The following is a 15,952-nucleotide window of genomic DNA, read 5'->3' as shown; positions in this document are numbered from 1 at the left end:
TCATGGCCGACAGAAACATACTCACCGCCAGCGACGTCACGGTCGAATACCCCGCGCACAGCGTGAGCTCGGCGTTCACGGCGGTCAAGGGTTTCACCCTCACCATCCGGCCGGGCGAGATCGTCGGCCTCGTGGGGTCGAGCGGCTCGGGCAAGTCCACCCTCGCCCAGATCGCCTCGGGCCAGGCGGCTCTGCGGGGCTCGAAAGACAACTCGCCGCGCATCATCGGCGGCAGCCTCGACGTGCTGGGCTTCGAGATGCGAGGCATCAAACGGTCGAAGCTCAACAAGCTCACCCTGGGCGTGGGGTTCGTGTCGCAGGATGCCGGATCGAACCTCACCTCGAACATGACGGTCGCCGAGCTCGTGGCCGAGCCGCTGTTCCTTCGCGACAAGCGCTACAACCGGCAGAAGGCCGGGCTCAAGGCCGCGACCCTCGTCGATGCCCTTCTGCTGCCCGTGGGCTCGATGCTGAAATACCCGCACGAGCTCTCGAGCGGCCAGCGCCAGAGGGTGGCGGTGGCCCGGGGGCTCATCCTCGACCCGGTGCTGCTCATCGCCGACGAGCCCACGGCGGGCGTCGACGTGTCGGTGCGCGGCGCGGTGGTCGACGTGATCGCCGGCCTGCAGCGGTCGCGCGGCGCGAGCGCGCTGATCGTGAGCCACGACCTCGAGACGCTGCGCCGGTCGGTCGACCGCATCGCCGTCATCCACGAGGGCGTCGTCGTGGGCCTCGGACCGATCGACGACGTGCTGGGCGACCCCCGGCATCCCTATGTGGCCGGGCTCGCCCGCGAGAGCTACGGCGACGACGAGTACGACGACGAAGATTTCGACGGTGACGGAGATGACTTCGACGGAGACGGAAATGACCTCGACGGTCACGCCGATTCCAACGGCGATGGCGACGACGGCCCCGACGTCGCTGGCGTCACAGGTGACGGCGACGTCCACGACGCCGGCGACGCCGGCGACGGGCGCCGCGCGTGACGGGGCCTGACCGTCGGGGCCGGCACCGCGAGGTGCTCGCGGTGCCGGCCGAGACCCTCGCGCCGGGCGACCGGCCCGCACCGGGCCCGATCGCGGTGCTGCCCGAGCCCGACCCGTTCTTCGTCGCCGCGGTCGAAGACGCCGGCGGAACCGTCGCCCCGCTCGACGACGACACCCGCGGCCTGGTGTGGCTCAGCTCCGAGGGCGCCGACGACTTCGCCGCCGCTCTGGCCGCGCATCCGCAGATCGGATGGGCGCAGCTGCCCTGGGCGGGCATCGACGCCTTCGCCGAGGTCATCCGCGACCAGGCCGTGCCAGGCCGCATCTTCACCAGCGCGAAAGGCGCATTCGCCCAGCCCGTGGCCGAGCACGCGCTCACACTCACGCTCGCGCTGCTGCGCGACCTGCCCGAGCGCATCCGGGCCACCTCGTGGGGCCCGAAGGCTGGCTGGTCGCTCTACGGTCTGCACGTGGTGATCGTAGGCGCCGGGGGCATCGCGATCGAGCTGCTGCGCCTGCTCGAGCCATTCGGCGTGACCAGCACGGTGGTGCGCCGTTCAGGCGACCCCGTGGCCGGCGCCACGCGCACGGTCACCGACGACCGCCTGCACGAGGTGCTCCCCGATGCCGACGTCGTCGTGGTCGCCGCGGCGTCGACCCCCGGCACCGCGAACATGTTCTCGGCAGCCGAGTTCGAACTCATGCGCGATTCGGCATACATCGTGAACATCGCCCGCGGCGCCCTGATCGACACCGACGCCCTGGTGGCCGCGTTGCGGTCCGGAGCCATCGCAGGAGCCGGGGTCGACGTGACCGACCCCGAGCCGCTGCCCGACGGTCATCCGCTCTGGGCCGAGCCCCACGCCATCATCACGCCGCACTCGGCAGACACGCCCGAGATGACTGCGCCGCTGCTCGCCGCGCGGGTGCGCCACAACGTCAGGGCGCTGCTCGACACCGGCGATTTCGCGGGCCGGGTCGACCCCGCCGCCGGCTACTGACACCCGCCCGCCGGGCGTGCCGGAGGGGAGCGGTGACAAAGCGCCCCGAAAATCAGTGATAGTGTATTCACGCTTCACCAGCATTCCTCGATAGCTCAATTGGCAGAGCAGCCGGCTGTTAACCGGCAGGTTCTTGGTTCGAGTCCAAGTCGGGGAGCGAAGGCCTCGCGGCTCCACCCGCGGGGCCTTTCTTCGTCTGAGGAGACCATGTCCAGCCGCCCGCGTCGCACCCCCGAAGAGACGGCGGCCTTCCGCGCCGGTCTCGCGGTGGGGCTCGCCACCACGGCCTACGGGGTGTCGTTCGGGGCTCTCGCCACACTCTCGGGCCTCGACATCTGGCAGACCTGCTTTCTCAGCCTGGTGATGTTCACCGGCGGCTCGCAGTTCGCCCTGATCGGGGTTCTCGCGTCGGGCGGCATCGCGGCCGGACCTTCCGCCATCACGAGCGCGGGCCTGCTCGGCGTGCGCAACGTGTTCTACTCGATCCGGATGTCGCCGCTCATCGGCCCCGGATTCTGGCGCCGTGCCGCCGCCGCCCAGGTCACCATCGACGAGTCCGTGGCCGTGGCGGTGGCGCAGCCGACCCCGTCGGCGCAGCGGGTCGGCTTCTGGGTCACCGGCATCCTGATCTATCTCGGCTGGAACGTCACCACGCTGATCGGGGCGCTGATCGGCGACCTCCTCGGTGACGTGAGCGCCTACGGCCTGGATGCCGCGGCCGCGGCGGCCTTCCTCGGGCTGCTCTGGCCCCGGCTCAAGCAGCGTCAGACCCAGGCCGTGGCCGTCGGCGCCGCGTTCGTCGCGACCCTCCTGACGCCCTTCCTCACCCCCGGACTGCCGGTGCTCGTGGCGGCCGTGGTCGCGATCGTGGTGGGCGCGTTCAACCTGCTCGGCGGCAAGGAGGAGCGGGCGTGAGCGCGTGGAACATCGTCATCCTGGCATCCGTCGTCTGCGTCGCCCTCAAGGTGCTGGGCTACCTCATTCCGCCGCGGGCGTTCGAGCACCCGACGGTGTCGCGCATCGCCAACCTGCTCACCGTGGCGCTGCTGGCGGCGCTCATCGCCGTGCAGACGCTCGGCGCCGGTCAGTCGATCGCGGTCGACGCGCGGGTGCCGGCCGTGCTCGTGGCGGCGGGGCTCTACGCCCTGCGGGTGCCGTTCGTGGTGGTCGTGATCGTGGCCGCGGCGGTGGCGGCCGGCATCCGCGCCTTCACCTGAGCGGAGGCTCTGCACCTGAGCGGAGCCCTGCGCGGAAAACTCCCAGCCGTGCCGTCAGGCGTCGAGGTGGTCGACTCCGGGCAGCCAGGCGATTCCCGGAACTCCCCAGCCCTTCTTGCGCTCGATCTTCGCGGCGACCTTGCCGTAGACGCGATCGATGCGGTCGATGTAGAGCAGGCCGTCGAGGTGGTCGAACTCGTGCTGGAAGATGCGGGCGAGCCATCCGCCGGTCTCGATCTCGAACGGCCGGCCGTCGAGATCGTGGGCGCGCAGCAGCGCCCGGGCGCCGCGGGCCAGTGGAAAGCGCGGGCCCGGGAACGACAGGCAACCCTCCGACTCGGTGTCGGGATCGGCCGGCTCGGGCGAGGCCGGCGTGATGAAGAGCTCGGGGTTCACGGCCACCCCGCGGTGCTGCTCGTCGTGGTCGTCGGTGTAGCTGTAGACGAACACGCGAAGTGGCACGCCCACCTGCGGGGCGGCGAGACCGACTCCGGGGGCTTCGTCCATCGTGTCGAACATGTCGGCGACGAGGGTTCGCAGCGTGTCGTCGAACTCGGCGACCGGAAAGGCGGGGGAGTGCAGCACGGGGTCTCCGGAGATCCGGATCGGGAGAACGGCCATTCGCTAAGCCTAACGGCGCACCTGTCGAGGTAATGTCGACGGGTGCCTCCTGAACTGTTCGAGCTCAGCGACCAGATCGCGCTCGACCCGAAGCAATTCATCGGCATCCCCATCGCTCTGGTCGGTGCCGTCTTCCTGAGCCTCGGCGCGCAGTTCCAGCACCGCGGGGTCACCAAGGTCGAGGCGAACACGCAGCAGGCCGACAAGGGCCTCAACGGCCGCCAGCTGTTCGCGCTGCTGAGCCGGCCGTCGTGGGTGATCGGCACGCTCATGCTCGGGCTCGCCATCGTGTTCCAGCTCACCAGCCTCGGGTTCTCGCCGATCATCGTGGTGCAGCCGCTCGGCGCCGTCGCGCTCGTCATCACGGCGATCCTCAACTCGCGCATCAGCAAGGTCAAGCTCAACCGCAGCTCGGTCATCTCGATCGTGCTCTGCGTGGGCGGCGTGGGGCTGTTCGTGCTCGTCGCCGCCTTCACGGCGGTCGACAAGCCGGTCACCACGGCCGACCTCATCATCATCCTGATCGTGCTCGCCGTCGTGCTGCTCATCTTCGCCCTGACGTTCGCCTTCCTGCGCCGCCGCTTCAAGGCGCTCGCCTACATCGTGGGGGCCGGCGTGCTCTACGGCTTCGTGGCGACGCTCGCCAAGGTGGTCATCAGCCGGGTCTTCCAGGCGCATTTCGAGTGGTTGACGCTGCTCGCCCTCGTCGGGCTGCTGTCGGCCGCGGCGCTCGGCGGCTACTTCGTGCAGAACGCCTACTCGTCGGGCCCGCCCGACCTGGTGATCGCCGGGCTCACCGTCATCGACCCCCTGGTGGCCGTGGCCATCGGGGTGCTGGTGCTCGGCGAGGCGTCGCAGGCGCCGCTCTGGGCCATCTTCGCCTTCCTGCTGTCGGGCCTCATCGCGATCCTGGGAGTGTTCGGGCTCGCGAGATACCACCCCCAGGCGCAACGCTAAGGTAGGTTCTTCCCAAGCATGAGAGACGACGGTTTGACAGACTCCGCAGACACCGACGCAGAAACGGGCACCGGCACGGCCGGCGCCCCCACGGCCGGCGACCTGCAGCGGCCCCTTCGGATCCTGATCGGCGGAGACACCTTCTCGCCCGACGTCAACGGCTCGGCCCGCTTCGCCGAGCACCTGGCCTCGGGCCTCGCCGCCCGCGGGCACGACGTGCACGTTGTCGCGCCCTCCGCCAAACTGCCGGTGGGCGCCCGCACCGAGATCTACGACGGTCAGAAGGTCACCGTGCACCGGCTCTACAGCTGGCGCTGGTATCCGCACGACTGGCTCACCTTCGCCCTGCCGTGGCGCATCAAGCAGAACAGCGCCCGCATCATCGACGAGGTGAAGCCCGACGTGGTGCACTTCCAGTCGCACATCATCATCGGGCGCGGCCTCTCCGACGAGGCGCAGAAGCGCGGCATCCGCATCGTGGGCACGAACCACGTCATGCCCGAGAACATGCTCGCGTTCACCGGCATCCCGAAGTTCTTGCAGAACTGGGCCATCGGTCTGGCCTGGGCGGCTGCCCGCCGGTCGTTCATCCGAGCGGATGTCGTCACCGCACCCACCCGCAAAGCCGCCGACTACTTCGAGAAGGCCACGGGCATCGACAACGTCTATGCCATCTCCTGCGGCATCAACGCCGACGAATACGTCGCCGACTTCACGCCGCGCACCGAGAACCGCGTCATCTTCGTCGGCCGCGTGGCCGGCGAGAAGCACCTCGACGTGCTGCTCAAGGCCATTCAGCTGCTGCCCGCCGACCTCGACACGAAGCTCGACATCGTGGGCGGCGGCGACCAGCTGAAGAACCTGCAGGCCATGGCCAACCAGCTCGGCATCGGCGACCGCGTCACCTTCACGGGCTACGTGACCGAAGAAGAGAAGCAGCGGCTCTACACCCGGGCCACCGTGTTCGCGATGCCCTCGATCGCCGAGCTGCAGAGCATCGCCACCATGGAGGCGATGGCGAGCGGGCTGCCCGTGGTCGCGGCCGACGCCATGGCTCTGCCGCACCTGGTGCACGACGGCAAGAACGGCTTCCTGTTCACGCCGGGCGACGCCCAGGAGCTCGCCGACAAGCTCGAGCACATCCTGCGGCTTCCGCAGGCCGAGCTCGACGTGCTGAAGAACGAGTCGCTCACGATCGTGGCCGCTCACGACATCCAGCGCACCCTCAACACCTTCGAGCATCTCTACCGGGGCGAGCCGGTGACGGCGCCGGTGGTCGGCAGGTCGGCAACCGACGGCCGCACCGACGCGGCCTGACCGGCGGCCGCTGCCTGACCGGATGCCGCCGAGCGAGGCGGTATCGTTGTCTCGCGGTAACGCCCTCGCCTCTCGGCCGGGCGCGACCCGATCGGGGCGGTAGCTCAGCTGGTTAGAGCAGCGGACTCATAATCCGTCGGTCACGGGTTCAAGTCCCGTCCGCCCTACCGAGAGCGCGCGCCCCGATCGCGTCGGTCAGGCGGATGCCGGGGCGGCGACGCCGAAAATCCAGGTCACCCCGAAACGGTCCGTAAGCATGCCGAAGCCGGCGCTCCAGGCCGACGCGGCGAGCGGTTCCACGATCGTCGCGTCCTCGGCGAGTGCCTGCCAGTAGGCCCCGACCTCGGGCAGGGTGCCGACCTCGACCGACACGAAGAACGGCTGATCGGTGATCGTGACGCCGTTCTCGCGGTGTGTCGAACCGGTGCCCGCCGCCGAGCCGCCCGACTGACCGGGGATGTCATAGGCCAGCACGCGGAAGCCTTCGGGGCTCACGACCTGGCCGAAGACGACGTTCTGCGCCCCGGGGGCCTCGGCCGGCATACCGAAGTCGCCGTAGGTGGTGATGGCGAGCTCGCCGCCGAAGACCGACTGGTAGAAGGTCAGCGCCGCCCGGGCGTCGCCGCGGAAGTTGAGGTGGGTGGTGGTCGTGATGCTCATGTCTGCTCCTCGTGAGACCGTCGCCGGGGCTTCTCCCCGACGTCTTCGACTCTCGCAGCCGTCTAGGTCTGTTTCTGTCCTAGATAAGCAATACGATCGGACCATGACGACGACCACACGCCTGTTGACCCTGCTGTCGCTGTTGCAGACGCGCCGCGACTGGCCGGGCTCGGTGCTCGCCCAGCGACTGAACATCAGCGACCGAACGGTGCGCCGCGACGTCGACCGCCTGCGCGAACTGGGCTATCGCATCCAGGCCACGATGGGGGCGGATGGCGGCTACCGCCTCGATGCCGGCAGCGAGCTACCTCCGCTGCTGTTCGACGACGACCAGGTCATCGCCCTGACGGTGGCGCTGCAGGCGGCCACGGCGACCGGCGCCGGCATCGAGGAGGCGGCGGTGCGAGCCCTCACCACCGTGCGCCAGGTGATGCCGTCTCGTCTGCGGCACCGCGTGAACGCGCTGCAGTTCACGGCCATGCCGGCCCGGCCCGGCGACGCGGCCGTCGAGCCGGTGCCGCCCGACGTGCTGGTCGCGCTGTCGACGGCCGTTCGGGCCCGGGAGGTGGTGCGATTCGACTACGCCGGCGGCTCCTTCGAGGGGGCCGGGCATCCGCCGGATGCCGCCGCCCCGGTTCCCCCGCGACGGGTGGAACCCCACCACCTGGTGATGTCGCGCGGCCGCTGGTATCTCGTGGCCTGGGATCTCGACCGCGACGACTGGCGACTCTTCCGCGCCGATCGCATCACGCCCCGCACCCCCACCGGCCCGCGATTCGCACCGCGCGACCTCCCGGGCGGCGCCGACGCGACCGCGTTCGTGTCGGCCCGGTTCATGGGGTCTCAGCACGCGGACCGCTGGCCGTGCGTCGGCAGCGTGATGCTCGAGCTGCCCGCGAGCGACGTGCTGCCCTTCGCGGGCGACGGCGTCGTCGAAGACCTGGGCCCCGACCGCTGCCGGCTCGACGCCGGCGCGTGGTCGTGGGTCGGACTCGCCGCCTCGCTCAACCGGTTCGACGCGGCCATCCGGGTCATCGGGCCGCCGGAGCTCACCGCGGCCTTCGCCACCCTCGCCGCCCGCAACGCGGCGACCGCGGCCGGCTGACCGGGCCGACTCCCAGCTGAGGTTTCGTCGACTATGCTCGTTCCGTGTTCGAGGGGCCTAGAACGACGGAAGGTCGAGCGTCCGCCGACGGGCCCTGGCCGGCCGGCTGGCGCGAACAGACGCTGGAGCGCCTGACCGAGGTCGAAGACACGACCTTCGGCGGATTCGGCGGCCCGTCGAAATTCGTCAATGCGCCGGCGATCCTCCTGCTCCAGCGTCTCGATGCCGAGCGTTCTGCGACCAGGGCACTCTCGGTGCTGGCCGCGTCGCCCCTCCGTGACGCCAGCGGAGGGTTCAGCGCCGCGGCGGCCTTGCGCGACTGGAACGCCCCGCGTCCGCAGCTGCCTCTCGACGTCAACGGCCTTCTGCTCGACGCCTTCCTCGTCGCTGCGGCCGAGTCGAGTGACGTGGCGACGCGGTCGACGGCCATGGAATGCGCCGCCGGCATCGCCTGGTTCGTGCGGGATGCCCTCCGGCTCGACAGCGGCGGCTTCGCCTCGGGCATCGACCGCGAGACCGAGCGCCGCGATCTGCGGGTCGAGACGGCGGGCACCGGTCTCGCGGTACGGGCTCTGTCGCGCGCGGCGACGGTGCTCCGGGAACCCCGGTTGCTCGACGCGGCGGTGGCGGCGATCGAGTTCCTGCTGACGAGGCACCGCTACGTCGACGGTCGCCTCGCGCGTTCGTCGATCGAGGGTCGCCTGAGTGGATCGAGCGCCGGCCTCGCCGACTACGCCCTGTGCGCCGCGGGCCTGATCGCAGTCACGCGGGCCTCGGGAGACCCCGGGTTCGCCGACGCCGCGCGTGACCTCGTCGCGGTCGCCCTGGCGGAACCGCGGCCCGACGGCACACCGGTCTCAGCGGTGTCGTCGGTCTCAGCGGCGTCGTCGGGGTCAGCGGTGTCGTGGGACCCGTCGGTGTTCGTCGACACCGATGACGGCGCCCGTCCGTCGGGAGGAGGCTCGCTCGCCGGTGCGCTGCTCGATCTCGCCGAACTCACGCGCGACGAGTCCCACATCGCCGTCGCACGCTCCCTGTTGGCTCGCGTGCCGTCCGAGGCGGTTCGTAAGCCGTTGTCGTATGCCACCGCTCTCGAGCAGGCCTGTCGCCTTGCGCACCCGTGACACCGCCGATGCGGGCGGGCTCCTCAGGGCACGGCCGGCGGATGCAGCGAGCCGCGGTGGATCTCGTAGGCGCGCGCGGTGCCGGGCGCATCCGGGTCGTCGACGATGGGCTTGTCGGCCATGAACTGACGGATGACGTTGGCCAGCTCGCCGGGGTTGCTGAAGTTGATCGCGTGGGCCGCGCCGTCGATGACGACGACCAGCACGTGGTTCTCGCTCTGCCGGGCGACCTCGCGGATGCGCGCCGGGCCCGGCATCAGCGGGTCACGACTGCCCAGCACCACGAGCGTCGGGATGCGCAGTGCCAGCAGGCGGTCGAGCGAGGGATAGCGGGTGAGCGCCCGGAAGAGCCGCAGCGTGCTCGGCACCCCGAACCGGAGGTAGTCGGGCGCCGCCACCCTCATCATGCTCGCCGGCTCGCGCGATCCGTCGCGTGCGAGCTGCCGGATGGCGCGGCGCAAGGGCTGGTTGTAGATGCCGCCGGCCGGCGACACGAGCACGGCCCGCTCGATGCGTTCGGGGTGGTGGTAGGCGAACTCGCAGATGACCGGGCAGCCCATCGAGTTGCCGACGAGCGTGGCCGACTCGACCCCGCGGTCGTCGAGGAACCGCGCGGCCGCGTGGGCGAGTTCGGGCACGTCGAGCGGCTCGGCGGGGCGGCCGCTGCGGCCGAACCCCGGCAGGTCGGGCACGAGGGTGTGGAACTCGTCGCGCAGCAGTTCGGCCGTCGGCAGCAGGTAACGGCCCGATAGCCCGAAACCGTGCAGGTGCATCATGGTGCGAGTGGCCGGTTCCGGCGAACCCGGCGGCCCCGCCTGCCCGACGGGCCCAGCCGGCCCGACCGGCCCGGGCGACTCCCGGTAGAACACGTCGACACCGTCGACGGTCGTCCACCGCTCGGCGAGTGCCGACGAGGGGCGCTTCGGAACCCTGCGCATCCGCTCCTCCTCGCTCGCTGTGCTCGAAGCTACCGCCGACTCCGCCCGGTCGCCTCATCCTGATCGGGTGACGACCCCGGGCAGCCGGTTTCACCCGCACCGGATGAGTCGGCGGCATCCGCCGGGCGGTACTGTCGGCCCACCGCACCATTCTGAACGAAGGCGTGACGACATGTGCCGCTGGCTGGCCTACATCGGCGAACCCCTGCAACCCTCCACCGTGATCCTCGACGCCCAGCACTCGCTCGTGGCGCAGTCGCTCAACTCGCCGCTCGGCAACGAGACCGTCAACGGCGACGGCTTCGGGTTCGGCTGGTATCCCGAAGACGGCGGCCCCGGGGCGACGCCGGCCTTCTTCCACAGCATCGAGCCCGCCTGGAACGACCGCAATCTGCGCGAGCTCACCCAGGCCATCCGCAGCCCGCTCTTCTTCAGCCACGTGCGGGCCGCGGCCGGTCCGCCCATCCAGCAGACCAACTGCCACCCGTTCCGCCACGAGAACTGGCTGTTCATGCACAACGGCTTCCTCGCCGGTTTCGCCGAGGTGAAGCGCGATCTCACCTGGGCCGTCGACCCTTCGCTCTACCCGCACCTGCAGGGCACGACCGATTCCGAGGTGCTCTTCCACCTCGCGCTCACCCTCGGGCTGCAGAGCGATCCGATCGCGGGCCTCGGTGCAGCCATCGGCCTCGTCGAGTCGGTGGGCCGCGACCACGGCATCCCGTTTCCGATGCAGGGCACGGTCGCGGTCTCCGACGGCAGCACCCTGTGGGCCTTCCGCTACTCGTCCGAGGGCCGCAGCCGCTCGTTGTTCCACTCGGTCGACGTCGACACGGTGCGGCAGATGTATCCGGATGCCGCCCGGCTCAAGCTTTTCGGCGACCACGCGCACGTCGTGGTCTCGGAGCCGCTCAACGACCTGCCGGGCATCTTCCGAGAGGTTCCGGAGTCGACCGTCGCCGTCATCGACCACGACGGCTACCACCACCGGCCGTTCCTCTCGGCCGACGCCTGACCGCCCCAGGCCGTGTCAGGTCGCGTCGGGGTCCGCGGCCCGCAGCGGCACGCCGACGTCGGCACCGCCCTCGCGGGTCAACCGCGCGCCGAGGCGCACCATGGTGGGCGCCGGCACGAAACCGCCGGCGAACAGGGCCTCGCCCTGCCGGAACCGAGGCGATCGCGCGAACAACGCCGGCGGCACGAACCCGAAGATCGTGGCGAGCTCGTCGAGGTCGACCGGTGACGTCATCTTCATCAGGGCCAGGTTGTCGCACTGCGAGACGATGCTCGGGTGCACCCGCGAGGGCCGCTGGGTCGACAGCAGCAGCCACAACCCGAACTTGCGCCCCTCGGCGGCGATCTGGATGAGCCGCTCGCGCACGGCCACGTGCAGCGGACTGGTCTGGTCGGGTGAGCAGAGGTTGTGCGCCTCGTCGATCACGAGCAGCACGGGCCGGCGGCGCTCGCGCTTCGCCCACAGGTCGTCGAGCACGGCCATGGCCACGACGAGCGATTCGTCGGGGAACGCGAACCCGCCGAGGTCGAGCACCGTGGCATCCGGTCGCGTCTCGATGATGTCGGTAACCGCTTCGTGCCCGCCCGCCCAGACGCCCCAGTCGATCACGCGGATGTTCTCGATGCGTGCCGCGAGGTCGCGCGCCGCCGTGGTTCCGCGCTCGAGCAGCCGGGGCACGATGCGGTCGGGCTCCAGTGTGCCGAGCGTCTCTTCGAGATGCACCAGTTCGTTGTACTCGTCGCGGTCGTCGAGCGGATGCAGCCGCAGGATGGCGCCCTTCGAACGCAGCGGCAGGTCGACGAACCGCACGCGCAGCGAGTCGGGGTCGGCCGACGAAGGCCGCAGAACCCGGATGTCGCGATCTCCGAGCGCTCCGGCGGGCTCGCCGAGGCGCACGAAGTCGGCGTTGGGATCGAAGATCACCAGCGGCAGCCCGGTGTGCAGCAGCACCTGCTCGAGAACCACGCCGAGGGCGTAGGTCTTGCCCGACCCGCTCTGACCGCACCAGAAGGTGTGGCGGTTGAAGCGCTGCGCCAGCAGCCGTGCCGGCACGTCGTCGCGGGCGAGGAAGGAGCCGATGGTCAGGGTCGCGGAGCCCTGCGGGTGGAGCAGTTCGATCTCGTCGGCCCCCGCGTCGGCGACCTGCGCCGCGGCGAACGCCGACGAGCTGCGGTTGTCGAGGTGCCCTCCGTCAGCCGAGATGGCGCCGAGGATGCGGCCGCTCCCGGCGAGCTCCCCGCCCGGGTGTGCGCCGGCCGAGAGGTCGACGTCGTCGATCTGACCCAGCTGCCGCCGCCCGCCCGGCTCGGTGAGAGTCACGAGCCGGCCGGAATCGACGGCGACGTCGGCGGGCCCCGAGAACCGGAAGGAGCGGCCGTCGATCGACCGGGCGGTGACGGCGGCAACGGGCGGCGGATCACTCGGCACGGGGGCTCCGTTCGTCGGGGGGAGTCGCGGGGTCTGCGTCGGTGCCTGTGCCTGCTCCGCCGCTCGGCCGGTCATCGGCGCCCGCCGGGTGCACGATCATCTCGGGCCCGCGCGAGACGAGCAGCCAGGTCGGCAGGATGGCGATGCAGAGCACCGGCAGGATGGTGACGCTGCCCGTCACCGCAGCACCCACGAACAGCGCGATCCATCCGTCGCGCGAGATGGCGAGCACCATGCCGAGCACGCCGGCGGCGATCGCCACGGCCGGCGGGATCGACGGGATCACGGCGTTCGCCAGCACGCCGACCGCGGCGCCGATGAACACGGCCGGAAAGATGCGGCCGCCCCGGAAGCCCGCCGCGGCGCTCACCGTGAGGGCGACGATCTTCACCAGCACGATCAGCACGAGCGCCCCCACGGTGTAGTCCGCACGATCGGAGACGAGCTCCCCGGTCTGGGTGAGCCCCTTGAACAGGGTGATCGGACCGCCGATCACGCCGAGCAGTCCGAGCAGGATGCCGCCGAGGGTGACGTAGAACACGGGGTTCCGCAGCACCCGGAAGCCCGCGTGCAGCCGGGGGAACACCGACGCCGCGGTCAGGCCGAGCGCGGCGGCGACGACCGCGATGACGGTGGCACTCAGCAGATCGATCGGGGCGACCGTGTCGTAGGCCGGCATCGGCACGGCGAAGTGCGGCGCCGCGAGCAGGGTCATCGTGATCGATCCGGCGCCGGCGGCCACGAGCGGCAGGAACAGCTTGTCCCACAGCGCCCCGCCGGCCTTGAACGCGCCGACCACACCGGTGAACACGAGTGCGGCCGCCACGGGTGTGCCGAAGAGGGCGCCGATGGTGCCGGCCGCGGTGATCATCACGACGAGATCGACCGGGATCTTCGGCAGGAACCGGCGCACGAGCGCCACCAGCAGCGCCGTGTTGATGGCGATGATCGGCCCCTCGGGTCCGAGGCTGACGCCGCCCGCGAGCGCCAGCACGGTCACGATCAACAACGACGGCAGGGTGCGGAGTGGCAGGGGAGGGGCGATCAGCTCGACGGTCGCGGAGTCGTGACCACCGTGACCCGGCACGAGCCAGAGCACCAGGCCGATGACGAGGCCGGTGACCGACAGGATGCCGAAGATCCACCAGCCCGACGCCGGATCGATGCCGAGCGCCGCGGGCAGGCCGCTCCAGAGCCCGTGCTCGATCAGCTCGGCGAACTCCTCCACCGCCCAGAGCACGAGCGCCGACACCACGCCGATCACGGCGGCGGGAATCGAGAGGCGCAGCAGCATCCGCACCGTCGACGCCGAGGGTCGGTCGACAGCGGCGCCGGCGGTCCCTCGGGCCCGGCTGCCGTCGCCGCTCATCCGCGGCCTCGCGCGGGCGGGCGACCGGCGTCTCCGGTGCGGCTGCAGCAACTCATGATCCGTCCCCGTCCGGAGCCGGCGGCTCTCTGCCGCAGCCGACGGCTCCTGCCGCAGCCGGAGGCTCTGTGCCGCAGCCGGAGGCTCTCTGCCACAGCGTAGCGCCGCCGTTCCCGCGAGCGGAAGTGGCGGCATCCGGCCCCGCTCTCACCCGAGGCGGACGATGCGCGCCGCCATTCGGCACCGCTACTGTGAGCCACATCACCGCGGGAATGAGGGTCTCATGGCAGGTCAGACGAACGCCGAACTGGTGCGCCGACTCGAAGCGCTCGAGGCCGAGAACGCCGCCCTCCGGCAGCGGGTCGACGCCCAGCCCACCCTGCCGCTCGAGCCGCTCGGCGGCACAGGCGGCGGCCCCAGCGGCGGCCCGAGCGGCGCACCGCTTGCCGCGGCCAAGAAGAAGCGCGGCTGGGGCTGGACCCTGCTCGCGACCGTGCTCATCGTGATCGGCGCCGTGCTCGCCCCGCTCGCCGTCGCGGCGTCGTGGTCGAAGGTCGTGCTGACCGACACCGAGAGCTTCGTCGCCACCTACGCCCCGCTGGCCGACGACCCGCGGGTGCAGGCCTACATCACGGATCAGACCGTGATCGTCATCAACGAGCAGGTCGACATCCCGAAGCTGACCGCCGACGTCATCGACGGCATCACCGGGCTCGGCACCGGACCGGCGGCCACGCGAGCGCTCGAGTTGCTGAAAGGTCCGGCGGCCTCCGGCATCCAGTCGCTCATCCAGAGCGGCGTCTCGGGGTTCGTCGAGTCCGACGCGTTCGCGGATGTCTGGACGTCGGCGTTGCGCATCAGCCACGCCCAGCTCGTGGCGGTGATGCAGAACGACCCGAACGCCGCCGTGACGCTCGGCGGCGACGGATCGATCGGCATCCAGCTGGGCCCCATCATCGAGGCGGTCAAGTCGGCGCTCATCGCGCAGGGCATCGACTTCGCCAGCCAGATCCCGGCCATCGATCGCACGATCGTGGTCGCCCAGTCCGACGCGCTGCCGACCGTGCAGCTGGCCTACGGGCTCGCCGTGTCGGCGGGCGCGTGGCTGCCGTGGATCGCCCTGCTCTTCCTGGCCGCCGGCGTCGTGGTGTCCCGCCGTCGCTCGGTCGCCCTGATCTGGGCCGCGGTCGCCCTCGCTCTGGTCATGGCGCTGACGGCCGCCGCCTTCGCCGTCGGCAGTCTGGTGTTCGTGTCATCCGTCAGCCCCGCCCTGCTGCCCGGGGATGTCGCCGGGCTGCTCTACGAGACGGTGGCCGGCGACATGCGCACCACCGCCGTGGCCGTGCTGGTGCTCGCGATCGTGGTGGCCGTGGTCGCCTGGCTCGCCGGGCCCTTCGACGTGCCCCGGCGCTTGCGGCGGTTCGCGGCCGAGGGTGCCGGGCGCATCCGGGGCGCGGCCGAGCGCCGGGGCATCACGACGGGCCGGGTGGGCGAATGGCTCTACGCCCAGCGTGTGCTGCTGCGGGTGGTGGTCGCCGCGATCGGCGCCGCGATCGTGCTGTTTCTGCGGCCGCTCACGCCGGCGCTCACCATCTGGACCCTCGTGCTCGCCGGCGTCGTGCTCGCCGTGCTCGAGATCGTGCAGCGGCCGGTCATCACCGTGCCCGCGAACGCGGAGGGAGACGTGCCGGTCGTCAGCGTGGAGTGAGCTGCACATCTCTCGCAAATACTGGTGTGGAAGCCTATCGTGGAGACGACAGCGACGACGCCGATCCGAAGGAGCAGAGTGCGCGAGAGAACACACGACCGGGAGTTCGATTCCCGGTTCGACGCAGCGTTCCAGCCCGGGTTCGAGGAGTCGCTGCAGATCGACCTCGACGAGCTCGCGTCGGGTGGCCTCGAGCGTGACGTCGCCGGCGACGCCGCCCCGCGCCGGCCGCGGCACCTGATCGACCGGTTCGTCGTGGCCCTCTGGGCCGTCGGCGCGGGCCTCATCGTGGCCGGCATCTACAGCCTGGCCCGCACGGTGGTCGTCTACACCACGAGCAACGGCGCCGACGGCCCGAGCCCCGACTACGTGGCCAGCATGGTGATCTCGCAGTTCGCCCCCTGGCTGTTCTTCGTGGGCGTCGCCACGATCGTGGGCACCCTGTTTCTTCTCGCCGTTCGATGGGAGCGCCGCGCGTGACATCCGAATCCTCCGTCTCGACCGCC

Annotated in this window: 16 protein-coding genes and 2 tRNA genes; 13 read left to right on the top strand and 5 right to left on the bottom strand. The window is 71.0% G+C overall.

Annotation, left to right across the window (positions count from 1 at the left end; all coding sequences use genetic code 11):
- The first annotated feature begins 2 nt into the window (after positions 1–2).
- The 5 genes from N1032_RS09150 to N1032_RS09130 all read left to right on the top strand — a co-directional run bounded on the left by N1032_RS09150 (position 3) and on the right by N1032_RS09130 (position 3,207).
- A complete protein-coding gene (locus N1032_RS09150; RefSeq protein ID WP_259538755.1) occupies positions 3–989 on the top strand; it encodes an ATP-binding cassette domain-containing protein in 987 nt (328 codons plus the stop codon).
- The gene (locus N1032_RS09145) at positions 986–1,990 is read left to right on the top strand and encodes a D-isomer specific 2-hydroxyacid dehydrogenase family protein (protein ID WP_310795934.1); all 1,005 of its coding nucleotides are present in this window, start codon (positions 986–988) and stop codon (positions 1,988–1,990) included. Before N1032_RS09150 ends, N1032_RS09145 begins: the two co-directional genes overlap by 4 nt.
- 84 nt (positions 1,991–2,074) lie before the next feature.
- A tRNA-Asn gene (locus tag N1032_RS09140) sits at positions 2,075–2,147 on the top strand.
- 50 nt (positions 2,148–2,197) lie between these two features.
- Positions 2,198–2,905, top strand: a complete 708-nt coding sequence (locus N1032_RS09135; RefSeq protein ID WP_259538754.1) for an AzlC family ABC transporter permease — start codon at positions 2,198–2,200, stop codon at positions 2,903–2,905.
- On the top strand, positions 2,902–3,207 hold the full coding sequence (locus tag N1032_RS09130; protein ID WP_259538752.1) for an AzlD domain-containing protein: 306 nt from the start codon (positions 2,902–2,904) through the stop codon (positions 3,205–3,207). Before N1032_RS09135 ends, N1032_RS09130 begins: the two co-directional genes overlap by 4 nt.
- Before the next feature lie 54 nt (positions 3,208–3,261).
- Here the strand turns inward: N1032_RS09130 and def are convergent, their stop codons facing one another.
- The gene (def, locus tag N1032_RS09125; RefSeq protein WP_259538751.1) at positions 3,262–3,828 is read right to left on the bottom strand and encodes a peptide deformylase; all 567 of its coding nucleotides are present in this window, start codon (positions 3,826–3,828) and stop codon (positions 3,262–3,264) included.
- A 42-nt stretch (positions 3,829–3,870) separates the two neighbouring features.
- On the opposite strand from def, the gene N1032_RS09120 reads away from it, so the two are divergent.
- The 3 genes from N1032_RS09120 to N1032_RS09110 all read left to right on the top strand — a co-directional run bounded on the left by N1032_RS09120 (position 3,871) and on the right by N1032_RS09110 (position 6,269).
- Positions 3,871–4,785 carry a DMT family transporter gene (locus N1032_RS09120; RefSeq protein ID WP_259538750.1) on the top strand — a complete coding sequence of 305 codons (915 nt, stop codon included), beginning with the start codon at positions 3,871–3,873 and terminating at the stop codon, positions 4,783–4,785.
- 102 nt (positions 4,786–4,887) lie between these two features.
- Complete coding sequence (locus N1032_RS09115) at positions 4,888–6,102, top strand: glycosyltransferase (RefSeq protein WP_407933029.1); 1,215 nt, start codon at positions 4,888–4,890, stop codon at positions 6,100–6,102.
- 93 nt (positions 6,103–6,195) lie between these two features.
- Positions 6,196–6,269: transfer RNA gene (locus N1032_RS09110), tRNA-Ile, on the top strand.
- A 28-nt stretch (positions 6,270–6,297) separates the two neighbouring features.
- Here N1032_RS09110 and N1032_RS09105 read toward each other — a convergent pair.
- Complete coding sequence (locus tag N1032_RS09105) at positions 6,298–6,762, bottom strand: VOC family protein (protein WP_259538749.1); 465 nt, start codon at positions 6,760–6,762, stop codon at positions 6,298–6,300.
- A 103-nt stretch (positions 6,763–6,865) separates the two neighbouring features.
- Between N1032_RS09105 and N1032_RS09100 the strand changes: the two genes are divergently transcribed.
- Both N1032_RS09100 and N1032_RS09095 read left to right on the top strand, forming a co-directional pair.
- Entirely contained in the window at positions 6,866–7,867 is a 1,002-nt protein-coding gene (locus N1032_RS09100; RefSeq protein WP_259538748.1) for a helix-turn-helix transcriptional regulator, read from the top strand.
- A 44-nt stretch (positions 7,868–7,911) separates the two neighbouring features.
- Positions 7,912–8,991: a hypothetical protein gene (locus N1032_RS09095; RefSeq protein ID WP_259538747.1), complete on the top strand. Its 1,080-nt coding sequence runs from the start codon at positions 7,912–7,914 to the stop codon at positions 8,989–8,991.
- Positions 8,992–9,014: 23 nt separating this feature from the next.
- Here N1032_RS09095 and N1032_RS09090 read toward each other — a convergent pair whose 3' ends face one another.
- On the bottom strand, positions 9,015–9,929 hold the full coding sequence (locus N1032_RS09090) for an alpha/beta fold hydrolase (RefSeq protein WP_259538746.1): 915 nt from the start codon (positions 9,927–9,929) through the stop codon (positions 9,015–9,017).
- 172 nt (positions 9,930–10,101) lie between these two features.
- Here N1032_RS09090 and N1032_RS09085 point away from each other — a divergent pair, with 172 nt between their 5' ends.
- Positions 10,102–10,944, top strand: coding sequence for a class II glutamine amidotransferase (locus tag N1032_RS09085; RefSeq protein WP_259538745.1), 843 nt, complete (start codon positions 10,102–10,104; stop codon positions 10,942–10,944).
- Between the two features lie 15 nt (positions 10,945–10,959).
- On the opposite strand, the gene N1032_RS09080 is transcribed toward N1032_RS09085, so the two are convergent.
- The gene (locus N1032_RS09080; protein WP_259538744.1) at positions 10,960–12,372 is read right to left on the bottom strand and encodes an ATP-binding protein; all 1,413 of its coding nucleotides are present in this window, start codon (positions 12,370–12,372) and stop codon (positions 10,960–10,962) included.
- Positions 12,362–13,741 (bottom strand): ion channel protein, encoded by a 1,380-nt coding sequence (locus N1032_RS09075; protein WP_259538743.1) that lies wholly within the window; start codon positions 13,739–13,741, stop codon positions 12,362–12,364. The genes N1032_RS09080 and N1032_RS09075 overlap by 11 nt, the downstream gene beginning before the upstream one ends.
- 280 nt (positions 13,742–14,021) lie before the next feature.
- Here N1032_RS09075 and N1032_RS09070 point away from each other — a divergent pair, with 280 nt between their 5' ends.
- Together N1032_RS09070 and N1032_RS09065 are read left to right on the top strand one after the other, a co-directional pair.
- Positions 14,022–15,446, top strand: coding sequence for a hypothetical protein (locus N1032_RS09070; RefSeq protein ID WP_259538742.1), 1,425 nt, complete (start codon positions 14,022–14,024; stop codon positions 15,444–15,446).
- Positions 15,447–15,524: 78 nt separating this feature from the next.
- Positions 15,525–15,926: a hypothetical protein gene (locus N1032_RS09065; RefSeq protein WP_259538741.1), complete on the top strand. Its 402-nt coding sequence runs from the start codon at positions 15,525–15,527 to the stop codon at positions 15,924–15,926.
- Positions 15,927–15,952: the final 26 nt, after the last annotated feature.

Source organism: Herbiconiux daphne, assembly GCF_024979295.1.
Lineage (GTDB): Bacteria > Actinomycetota > Actinomycetes > Actinomycetales > Microbacteriaceae > Herbiconiux > Herbiconiux daphnes.
The sequence above is the reverse complement of the archived record's forward strand: the minus strand, read 5'-3'. Positions and strand labels throughout refer to the sequence as shown.